Origin of the sequence: Rhodococcus sp. NPDC060176, from assembly GCF_042728675.1 — a bacterium.
Taxonomy (GTDB): Bacteria; Actinomycetota; Actinomycetes; order Mycobacteriales; family Mycobacteriaceae; genus Rhodococcus_F.
The window spans coordinates 337,421-346,527 of record NZ_JBHWYS010000006.1 but is presented as its reverse complement, the minus strand read 5'-3'; the positions used below and the strand labels follow the sequence as shown (position 1 = coordinate 346,527).

The 9,107-nt window shown below is 62.5% G+C and carries 8 protein-coding genes and 1 tRNA gene; 5 read left to right on the top strand and 4 right to left on the bottom strand.

Translation table 11 applies throughout. The annotated features are described in order from the left end of the window. Positions 1-72: 72 nt before the first annotated feature. The 4 genes from ACFWEM_RS26160 to ACFWEM_RS26145 form a co-directional block, all read right to left on the bottom strand. Positions 73-144 (bottom strand) — tRNA-Val (locus tag ACFWEM_RS26160). 32 nt (positions 145-176) lie between these two features. Beyond that, the gene (locus tag ACFWEM_RS26155) at positions 177-641 is read right to left on the bottom strand and encodes a peroxiredoxin (protein WP_317554954.1); all 465 of its coding nucleotides are present in this window, start codon (positions 639-641) and stop codon (positions 177-179) included. Positions 642-677: 36 nt separating this feature from the next. Continuing rightward, positions 678-1,103, bottom strand: a complete 426-nt coding sequence (locus tag ACFWEM_RS26150) for a DUF3052 domain-containing protein (protein ID WP_317554952.1) — start codon at positions 1,101-1,103, stop codon at positions 678-680. Positions 1,104-1,280: 177 nt separating this feature from the next. Beyond that, entirely contained in the window at positions 1,281-1,673 is a 393-nt protein-coding gene (locus tag ACFWEM_RS26145) for a hypothetical protein (RefSeq protein ID WP_378538515.1), read from the bottom strand. A 401-nt stretch (positions 1,674-2,074) separates the two neighbouring features. Between ACFWEM_RS26145 and aceE the strand changes: the two genes are divergently transcribed. From aceE to ACFWEM_RS26120, 5 genes are all read left to right on the top strand, one after another. Then, complete coding sequence (gene aceE, locus ACFWEM_RS26140) at positions 2,075-4,930, top strand: pyruvate dehydrogenase (acetyl-transferring), homodimeric type (protein WP_317826242.1); 2,856 nt, start codon at positions 2,075-2,077, stop codon at positions 4,928-4,930. A gap of 113 nt (positions 4,931-5,043) precedes the next feature. Then, positions 5,044-6,372, top strand: a complete 1,329-nt coding sequence (locus ACFWEM_RS26135) for a CdaR family transcriptional regulator (protein WP_003941635.1) — start codon at positions 5,044-5,046, stop codon at positions 6,370-6,372. Between the two features lie 127 nt (positions 6,373-6,499). Then, positions 6,500-7,408, top strand: coding sequence for an ACP S-malonyltransferase (locus ACFWEM_RS26130; RefSeq protein WP_378538511.1), 909 nt, complete (start codon positions 6,500-6,502; stop codon positions 7,406-7,408). 84 nt (positions 7,409-7,492) lie between these two features. Continuing rightward, on the top strand, positions 7,493-7,768 hold the full coding sequence (gene acpM / locus ACFWEM_RS26125; RefSeq protein ID WP_003941649.1) for a meromycolate extension acyl carrier protein AcpM: 276 nt from the start codon (positions 7,493-7,495) through the stop codon (positions 7,766-7,768). A 7-nt stretch (positions 7,769-7,775) separates the two neighbouring features. Continuing rightward, positions 7,776-9,026: a KasA/KasB family beta-ketoacyl-ACP synthase gene (locus tag ACFWEM_RS26120; RefSeq protein ID WP_003941591.1), complete on the top strand. Its 1,251-nt coding sequence runs from the start codon at positions 7,776-7,778 to the stop codon at positions 9,024-9,026. The last annotated feature ends 81 nt before the right edge of the window (positions 9,027-9,107 follow it).

The following is a 9,107-nucleotide window of genomic DNA, read 5'->3' as shown; positions in this document are numbered from 1 at the left end:
CTCTCGCGAAGGACGCTTGGATTCTCGACACAAAAAAGCCCCTCACCTGCACTCGCAGATGAGGGGCTTTCGTGGGCGCGGAGGGTTTCGAACCCCCGACCGCTGGTGTGTAAAACCAGAGCTCTACCACTGAGCTACACGCCCGAACTCCCGGTGAGACCCTCACCGGGAGTGCTCTAAGACTCTAGCGCGGCAAGCGCGTTTGCCCAAAGTCCGTGGTCACGGGCTTCTCCGGGGCCGTTCATCTCGGCAAAACGAATGATTCCGTCTTTGTCGATGACAAAGGTGCCGCGATTCGCGAAGCCCAACTTGTCGTTGAACACCCCGTACTTCTGAGCGACTTCACCGTGTGGCCAGAAGTCCGACAGCAAAGGAAAGGTGTATCCCTGTTCTGCCGACCAGATCTTGTGGGTCGGCGAAGCACCGACAGAAATCGCGAGAATGGCAGTGTCGTCGTTCTCGAACTTCGGAAGCTCGTCACGGACCTTGCAGAGTTCACCCTGACAAGTTCCGGTGAAGGCCAACGGATAGAAGACCAACAGAACATTCTTCTTGCCACGGAAATCTGCGAGCGAAACTTCCTGGTTGTTCTGGTCCTTCAAAGTGAAATCCGGTGCCTGGGCACCAACATCGAGGGGCATGTGCGATTCCTTGGGAAAGTACGGAAAAGGACCGGATCAGCGCTTGTTGGCCGGACGGGCCTTCGGCTGAACCAATCGACTTCCCGACCAGTCACCGAGGTTGGCTGCCGATGTCTGGGTCAGGCCGGCAGTCGGCGCAGATTCGGCGATCTCGCTGGGCTCGACGTGACCGTCGAAACCGGTCTTCGGGGTGAGGACCCACACGAAGCCTTCGTCGGCGAGCGGCCCGATGGCATCCATCAGAGCATCCACCAGGTCACCGTCCTCGTCGCGCCACCACAGCAGCACGACGTCGATGACCTCGTCGGAATCCTCGTCGAGCATTTCCCCGCCGATGGTTTCCTCAACCGCGGCACGAATGCCGTCGTCGGTATCCTCATCCCAGCCCAGTTCCTGCACCACCATGTCAGTGGTAATCCCGAGTTTCTGAGCGTAGTTCTGGGCATCCGCCGCGGCGACCACGGTGGGGTCCTCCTTTTGTTGATGGTGTGTGGCGACCCCGCACACCTACCGTTTGACGATCAATTAGGGAAAGCGAACATGGTCTGAGGCGTTAGCGCAAGCCGACCACGCCGAAAACTTTCGTCAAAGATCGTCTTCTGACACATGCCGAACCATACGCCTGCGGATTACCGCAGGTCACAGGGATCCACATTCGTCGAAGATCGACTTGCGAATCGAATTGCTCGCATCGCTGATCGAATTGATTTCATCCGCCGAATGATCACTCTCGATCACCGAAGCAGACGAACGTAGGTTCGCGGCCAATTCGTCGAACAGTCCGGAAAGCTCCGCTGGAAGTTCACTCGAGACCGAGTCGAACCACGAGGCCGTTTCCCGTGCAGACGAAGCAGCGGTGCTCGCTTCGGCCCTCAAGTCCGACGCGCCTTGATTTCCGGCGTCGACGTAGGCGTTGAACGCGACCACGTCGTTTTTCGATCGAGAGACCGCTTCCTCACAGATCGTGAAGGCTGCTTCGGCAGCATCCGCTGCCGCTTTCGACGAAGACGCCGCGGCTACCGAAATGCTCACCTCGGATTGATACGCAGCGGCTTGCGATTCGTTCGGAACTGCAGATCCGGTCACCGCGGCGGAGCACCCCACGATCACCGACAACCCCACTGCGATCGATCCGATCGAAACCCACGCCCCGACCCTGCCGCAATTGATTTCTTTGTTTATTTTTCCCCACCCCTTCATACGTTCCGATCCATCCCCCAAGCCTGTGACTACGGGGAACCATCATGCCCCTGCGTCACGCCGAAAAACGCTACCCGAGAGTAACCAGAGGCGAGGTGTGCCGGACCGACCGGGATGGTGAAAGATGAGGTACGCGCCATATTCACGATGGAAGTGCGTCGGACCTAACAAGGCCTCGATCACCTATGTAAGGACGCCCCACCACGCGTCCCCAAACCAATGAGGAGCACACGTTGTCTGACCTGATCCAGGGTCCCGCGTCCGGGCAGAACGCCGATTCCGGCGCCGCCGGCGAGTCGGGTCCGCCCGCGTCGAATACGCCGGGAGGAACCGACGGTCGCGTTCGCGTCATTCGCGAGGGTGTTGCGTCGTACCTGCCGGACATCGATCCGGACGAGACCACCGAATGGCTCGAATCATTCGACGGACTTCTGGATCGATCCGGACCCACGCGTGCCCGCTACCTCATGCTCCGCATGCTCGAGCGCGCCGGTGAGAAGCACGTCGCACTCCCCGCGCTCACCTCGACCGACTATGTCAACACGATCCCGACCGAAAACGAGCCGTGGTTCCCCGGCGACGAAGAGGTCGAGCGCCGCTATCGCGCCTGGATCCGTTGGAACGCCGCGATCATGGTCCACCGCGCGCAGCGGCCGGGCGTCGGCGTCGGCGGACACATCTCGACCTACGCATCGTCAGCAGCGTTGTACGAGGTCGGCTTCAACCACTTCTTCCGCGGCAAGGACCACCCCGGCGGCGGCGACCACATCTTCATCCAGGGTCACGCCTCCCCCGGCATCTACGCACGCGCCTTCCTCGAGGGCCGCATCCCCGCGGAACAGCTGGACGGATTCCGCCAGGAGAAGTCGCACGCAGACTTCGGCGGCGCACTGCCCTCCTACCCGCACCCGCGACTGCTTCCCGACTTCTGGGAGTTCCCGACGGTCTCGATGGGCCTCGGCCCGATGAACGCCATCTACCAGGCCCGGTTCAACCACTACCTCAACGATCGAGGCATCAAGGACACCACCGATCAGCATGTGTGGGCATTCCTCGGCGACGGCGAAATGGACGAGCCGGAATCACGCGGCTTGGCTCACGTCGCAGCAACCGAAGGCCTCGACAACCTGACGTTCGTCGTGAACTGCAACCTCCAACGCCTCGACGGCCCGGTCCGCGGTAACGGAAAGATCATCCAGGAACTGGAATCGTTCTTCCGTGGCGCCGGCTGGAACGTCATCAAGGTCGTCTGGGGTCGCGAGTGGGATGCGCTGCTGCATGCCGACCGCGACGGCGCACTCGTCAACCTGATGAACGTGACGCCGGACGGCGATTACCAGACGTACAAGGCCAACGACGGCGCGTTCGTGCGCGATCACTTCTTCGGACGTGACCCCCGCACCAAGGAACTGGTCAAGGACCTCACCGACCAGGAGATTTGGAACCTCAAGCGCGGTGGCCACGACTACCGCAAGGTCCACGCCGCCTACGCGGCCGCCATGGCTCACAAGGGCCAGCCGACGGTCATCCTCGCGCACACCATCAAGGGCTACACCCTGGGTAAGCACTTCGAGGGCCGCAACGCCACGCACCAGATGAAGAAGCTGACGCTGGACGATCTCAAGGCGTTCCGCGACATGCAGCACATCCCGATCTCGGATGCCGAGCTCGAGAAGGATCCGTACCTGCCTCCGTACTACCACCCCGGCGCCGACGCACCCGAGATCAAGTACATGCTCGACCGTCGTAAAGCACTGGGCGGGTTCCTGCCTTCGCGCAACACCGACGCGGCGCCGCTCAAGCTCCCCGAGGACAAGACGTACGACGTCATCCGCAAGGGTTCGGGCAAGCAGGAAGTCGCCACCACCATGGCGATCGTGCGCATCCTCAAGGAACTGTTGCGCGACAAGGAGATCGGCAAGCGCATCGTTCCGATCATCCCGGACGAGGCTCGCACGTTCGGTATGGACTCGTGGTTCCCGTCGCTCAAGATCTACAACCGCAACGGTCAGCTCTACACGTCCGTCGACGCCGAACTCATGCTCGCCTACAAGGAGAGCCCGATCGGCCAGATCTTGCACGAGGGCATCAACGAGGCCGGTTCGACGGCTTCGTTCACCGCAGTCGGCACGTCGTACGCCACCCACGGTGAACCGATGATTCCGCTGTACATCTTCTACTCGATGTTCGGTTTCCAGCGCACCGGTGACGGTCTGTGGGCGGCCGCCGACCAGATGGCTCGCGGATTCGTTCTCGGCGCGACCGCCGGTCGTACCACCCTGACCGGCGAAGGTCTCCAGCACGCCGACGGACACTCCCTGCTCCTGGCTTCTACCAACCCCGCCGCTGTCACCTACGACGCCGCGTTCTCGTACGAGTTGGCGCACATCGTCAAGGACGGCTTGCGCCGCATGTACGGCGGCACCGAGGGTGTCGACGGCTTCGGTGGCGAGAACATCTTCTACTACCTGACCATCTACAACGAGCCGTACGTTCAGCCGGCCGAGCCCGAAGGTCTCGACGTCGAGGGCTTGCTCAAGGGCATCTACCTCTACAAGACTTCCGAGGCCGCCGGCCCGAAGGCTCAGATCCTGGTATCCGGTGTCGCGATGCCCGAGGGTCTGCGGGCGCAGAAGTTGCTCGCCGACGAGTGGGGCGTCTCGGCCGACGTCTGGTCGGTCACGTCCTGGGGTGAGCTGCGCCGCGAAGGCGTCGAATGCGAACGTCAGGCGCTGCTCAATCCGTCCGAGGATGCGCCGGTTCCCTTCGTCACCACGGCGCTGTCCTCGGCTCAGGGTCCTGTCGTCGCGGCTTCGGACTGGATGCGTGCGGTCTCGGATCAGATCCGTCAGTGGGTTCCCGGCGACTACACGACGCTCGGCACGGACGGGTTCGGTTTCTCCGACACTCGCACTGCGGCACGTCGCTACTTCAACGTCGATGCCGAATCCATCGTCGTTGCCGTGCTGATCGGTTTGGCGAAGGAAGGATCGATCGAGCGGTCCAAGGCCGTCGAAGCAGCGAGTCGTTACCGTATCGACGACGTGAATGCTGCGCCGGAGCAGACCGGGGACACCGGTAGCGCGTAAGTCCTAGCGCAACGGTCCTGGCGCAACGGTCCTAGCGCTCGAAAACAGACCTACGCCCATCGCTGCGGGTGTCATCTCGACATCCGCTGCGGCGATGGGCGTAGGTTTTTCTCATGCCCGAACCTGATCCCGAGAAACCCGAAGAGGGTGTGCGCCGCACCCGACCGCAGTCGTCCGGGTTGCAGGCTGTTCTCGCCCGCCGTCGTCAGGTTCGCGATCCACTCCCCGAGGCCCTGCTCCGCCGCGTCAAGCAGTTCTCCGGTCGGCTCTCCACCGAGGCCGTCACCGTCATGGAGGAGCAGCTTCCCTTCTTCGACAGTCTCGACGCTTCGCAACGCGCCGACGTACAACTCTTGGTGCAGACGTCGGTGGTGAATTTCCTCGAATGGCTGCGGCAACTCGACTCGGAGATCAGCTTCGGATACGAGTCCTTTCCGGTCATCCCCCAGGACCTTGCTCGACAGCTCACGCTGCGCCAGACCGTCGACATGGTCCGGGTGGCGATGGAGTTCTTCGAGAAATGGCTACCGGCTCTCGCCCGCAACGATCAGCAGCTGATCGCGCTGACAGAAGCCGTCCTGCGCTATGGACGTGAACTCGGCTTCGCGGCGGCAACGGTCTACGCAAGTGCTGCCGAATCTCGTGGCGCCCTGGACACGCGGCTGGAAGCGCTCGTCGTCGACGCCGTCGTGCAGGGAGACACCGGGTCGGACATGCTCTCCCGCGCCGCCACCTTGAACTGGGATGCCACTGCTCCGGCCACGGTCATCGTCGGGTCTCCCCCGCCGGACGAGCGGGTCTCGGTTGCCGGCACCGTCCACGCGACTGCCGCCGCGCACGGGCGCGCGGTTCTCGCGGTGGTGCAGGGTCCGCGGCTGGTGATGATCGTCAGCGGCGAGCTGAGCAGTAAGACGGAAGGCAGCCAGTTCCTTCAAGACCTGCTCATGAGTTTCGCCGACGAGCCGGTGGTAATCGGTCCGACGACGCCCTCGTTGAGCGCAGCGCACTTCAGTGCGTCCGAAGCTCTCGCGGGAATCAAGGCCGTTGCCGGGTGGCGCGGCGCACCTCGTCCGGTTTTCGCGACTGAACTGCTCCCGGAACGGGCACTACTGGGAGACGCCGCTGCCGTAAAGGCTCTTCGCGATTTCCTGGTCGCACCTTTAGCTGAATCCGGCACAGTCTTGACCGATACTTTAGACAGTTATCTCGACTGTGGAGGTGCGGTTGAGACTTGTGCACGTCTTCTGTTTGTTCATCCAAATACCGTTCGGTACCGCTTGAAGCGAATCGCGGAAGTTACCGGCCGGGATCCTACGAATCCTCGGGACGCATACGTACTACGGATCGCCGCTACCGTGGGCCGATTGACACAAATCGATCTCAAATCGAACAATTCGGTTACTTCAGTCACATCTTTAACATCCGGACAAACAAACCTGTAACCCCCGAGCGTCCAATTTCGATGGCCGAGCGCGACGTGGGATTTTGTGGGAACCCTACAAAACACTTCGCCAGAGTTCATCGCGACCGACATCTCGCAGGTCACTCGCGGCGGTGTTCTCTTAATAAGTGATTTCGTTGCTCGCCCCGGGACAGGGCTCTCAGACACCCGGCATGCTCAGCCCCTGGCTGGCATTGCCCGGAGCGCAAGACCGCCTCGAAGTGTGGTCGAAAGCAGCCGGCCTGGACTTGGTCCGCCTTGGCACGACCGCAACTGCCGAAGAAATCACCGACACCTCGGTAACACAGCCCCTCGTCGTCGCCGCTGCTCTGCTGGCATACGAGGAAATCGAATCGCGCGGATTTCTCGGCGCCGACGTCATCGCTGCCGGCCATTCGGTGGGTGAACTTGCCGCCGCCGCGGTCGCCGGAGTGATCTCCGCTGACGACGCGGTTGCGCTTGCCGCAATTCGCGGCGCCGAGATGGCCAAGGCCTGCGCACTCGAGCCGACCGGCATGTCGGCAGTTCTCGGCGGAGACGAAGCCGAAGTACTCGCACGACTCGAAGAACTCGGACTCGAAGCGGCCAACCGCAATGCAGCCGGCCAGATCGTGGCCGCCGGCCTGCTCACTGCACTCGAAGAACTCGCGGCGAGTGCGCCCGAAAAGGCACGAGTCCGAGCACTGCCTGTCGCCGGCGCGTTCCACACCCGATTCATGGCACCTGCACAGGACGCCGTCGCAGCTGCTGCCGCCAAGATCACCCCGTCCGATCCGACGCGCACGCTGCTTTCCAACTCGGACGGCGCACCGGTTTCCTCGGGCGCCGACGCCCTCACCAAACTTGCCGCGCAGGTTACCCGCCCCGTTCGCTGGGATCTTTGCTCCGCTTCGTTGCGGACCGCAGAAGTCACCGCGATCGTGGAACTCCCGCCGGCCGGAACCCTCGTCGGAATTGCCAAGCGTGAAATGCGTGGCACACCGACGGTTGCCCTCAAGAACCCGGAGGATATCTCCGCACTGTCCGAGCTGACCTAGCTCGGACGCCCCACCGGCCGATCAGCCCCAACGGCGGCCGGACGTTTCACCCCACCTCAATCGATCAAGAAGGGAGCCACACCAGTGGCCCACACTCAGGAAGAAATCATCGCGGAACTCGGCCAGATCGTGGAGGAGGTCACCGGTATCGAGCCTTCCGAGGTCACCGTTGACAAGTCCTTCGTGGACGACCTCGATATCGACTCCCTGTCCATGGTCGAGATCGCTGTTCAGACCGAAGACAAGTACGGCGTGAAGGTCCCCGACGAGGATCTCGCAGGCCTGCGCACCGTCGGCGACATCGTCGCGTACATCCAGAAGCTCGAAGCCGAAGGCGCCGAAGCCAAGAACGCAGAGTGAGCCGACCGTGACTTCCGCTTCTACCCGCAAAGGGAAATTCCCCGATATCGTCGTCACGAGCCTCGCGACGTCGACCTCGGTGGCTGGTGATGTGGATGGCACGTGGAAGGCGCTACTCGCCGGCGAAAGCGGCATCGGAATCCTCGATGACCCGTTCATCGACGAGTTCGACCTTCCCATTCGCATCGGCGGGCACCTGAAGGTTTCACCGGACGAGGGCTTGTCCCGCGTCGAAATTCGACGGATGAGCTGGGTGGAACGCCTTGCCCTCACGTTGAGTCGCACGGTCTGGAGCAACGCCGGCAGCCCTGAAGTCGATCAGGACCGCCTGGCCGTTGTCATCGGCACCGGACTCGGCGGCGGCGACACGCTCATCGACGCCGTCGACAAGCTCCGTGGCGGCGGATACCGCAAGGTGTCCCCGTTCTCGGTGCAGATGGTCATGCCCAACGGACCGGCCGCAACAGTCGGGCTCGAACTCGGGGCCCGCGGTGGCGTCATCACTCCGGTGTCGGCATGTTCGTCAGGTTCCGAGGCAATTGCTCACGCTCACCGCATGCTTGTCATGGGTGACGCGGACATGGTTGTAGCTGGTGGAGTCGAGAGCTTCATCGACGCGGTTCCGATCGCGAGCTTCGCCATGATGCGTGCGATGAGCACCAACAACGACAATCCGGCCGCAGCTTCACGTCCTTTCGACAAGGACCGCGACGGATTTGTCTTCGGCGAAGCCGGCGCCCTGATGATCCTCGAAACCGAGGAGCACGCCAAGGCACGCGGGGCAACGATTCACGCCCGCCTGCTTGGTTCCGGAATCACTTCGGACGGGTACCACATCGTGGCACCGCATCCGGAAGGCCTGGGCGCGGCGCGAGCCATGACCCGAGCAATCGAGATGGCCGGACTGACGAAGTCCGACATCAAGCACATCAACGCCCACGCCACTGCGACGCCGATCGGTGACATCGCAGAGGCAAAGGCAATCAACGCAGCGGTCGGCAATCACGCTGCGGTGTACGGCCCGAAATCCGCGCTGGGACACTCGATCGGCGCTGTCGGCGCCCTCGAATCAGTCCTCACGGTTCTGGCAGTGCGTGACGGGATCATCCCGCCCACGCTCAATGTTGACAGCCAGGATCCAGAAATCGATCTCGATGTCGTCAAGGGTGAACCCCGAACCGGCTCTTTCGATTTCGCACTGAACAACTCGTTCGGTTTCGGTGGGCACAATGTCGCGCTCGCCTTCGGTCGGGCCTAGCCCGAACCGCGGTTTGCACCTGTCCGCGGGTGTCGTTGCAACACAACGTCACCCGCGGACAACACCGACCTTTCGTTCCAC